This is a genomic window from [Clostridium] clostridioforme AGR2157 (assembly GCF_000424325.1).
Lineage (GTDB): Bacteria > Bacillota > Clostridia > Lachnospirales > Lachnospiraceae > Enterocloster > Enterocloster clostridioformis_A.
This window is the reverse complement of record NZ_AUJR01000130.1, coordinates 1-1,457: the sequence shown is the minus strand read 5'-3', so window position 1 is coordinate 1,457 and position 1,457 is coordinate 1. Positions and strand designations below refer to the sequence as shown.

Below are 1,457 nucleotides of genomic sequence, written 5' to 3'. Positions count from 1 at the left end.
TTCCGTATCATTCGACTGCTGTCTGCCGCAATCATTACAGACTCCATGTCTTTTACATTTTTGGATTTTTACCATTGTTCATTTCTCCTCAAAATGTTGACTTAATTTAGCTACTAAATCAATAAATTTCAGCATCCCGCTACCCATCTTTTTTCTCCAAGCTGCGCTATGTGGCTGTCTACGTTGCGCAAAAGAGGACGGAATATTCATTCTTTTGGCAAAGGATGCACACACAACAGCATCTAACAAATCTTCGCTGTCGCGCTCTTGTTCCGCAAGTAATAATCCATAGTCAACTCCCCACTTAAAACAATCAGCCAGGTCGTCTAATGTGATATCTTGTATAACATTGCTTTTGCGCTTATCATCCATTTATTGGTTATTCCTCCAAATATCAATTTACTGTATCAAACATACTGATCTGATCGTCTGGCTCCCAGGACAGCATTTCAGTCTTTGCCCTTTGATAAAAAGTACGGTCAATCTCAAAGCCATATGCACTCCGTCCTAACTCATACGCAGCACGTAATGTACTTCCGCTTCCTGCGCAGGGGTCAATCACAACATCTCCCGGATCCGTAAAGACTTCTATCAGATATTTCAACACTTTTACCGGCTTTTGTGCCGGGTGGATTTTCGGAATGTCTTTCCCATCCCTCTCCCATCGGAACCAGTTAAACACCATATGCCCTGTACCAGGGATCGTCTTTCCATTCTCGTCCGTCCTCACGCCGTTTCTGAATTTTGGCAATCGGTCACGGTACAGCACAAGGGCATATTCTGTCGCGCCTACGATCCGCATATTTGCTTTTAACACCTGTGGGCTGTAATTCTTGCAGAAAACCAATGGTATGTAATTTACAAACCCATGTTTTTCTGCTGCCTTAATCAATGTCTGGATCTGCTCAAAACTGCAAAATACAATCATGCACGGGCTATCACTGCTGCGGCCACGCTGCACCGGTTTCGCATCATCTTTTTTTAACATCTTTGAGCAAAAGTGGAAATACTCAAAAAGATTGAAATTAAAGTCCGAGTTAAATGCCGCTTTCCCTGCCAGCCTGCTTTCCCCATTCCTGTTATCCCCTCCTTTGTACCACATTGGATTCGATCCATAAAAGTTATTTCCTACGTTATACGGTACATCCGCAATAATCAGCTGCGCTGGAGGGATTGCATATTTTTTGTAATTCTGCATATTGTCTCTGTATATCTCACATTTTACTTTTTTGGTGTATTTCATTTTTTCAGAAAGAGCCGGGATATCCCATTACGGTGGCCACCGCTCCGGTCTCCTTTCTCAAATCCTAACTTTACCAACTTATGATACAATACCCTGGCTTTAAACCAAGTCCGGAAATATCAGTTTTGCTTATTAAAATCAATCTTACGCAAATCCAATTCTTGCTTGAGTTCGCGAATAATATCTTTTAATTGTTCCTTGTCCTTTGCATGTC

2 protein-coding genes are annotated in these 1,457 nt (G+C 41.9%); both read right to left on the bottom strand.

Annotated features, from left to right (window positions below; genetic code table 11):
• Positions 1-78: 78 nt before the first annotated feature.
• Positions 79-372 (bottom strand): hypothetical protein, encoded by a 294-nt coding sequence (locus G614_RS0124005; protein ID WP_027643890.1) that lies wholly within the window; start codon positions 370-372, stop codon positions 79-81.
• Between the two features lie 22 nt (positions 373-394).
• Complete coding sequence (locus G614_RS0124000; protein WP_330367090.1) at positions 395-1,198, bottom strand: site-specific DNA-methyltransferase; 804 nt, start codon at positions 1,196-1,198, stop codon at positions 395-397.
• Positions 1,199-1,457 lie beyond the last annotated feature (259 nt).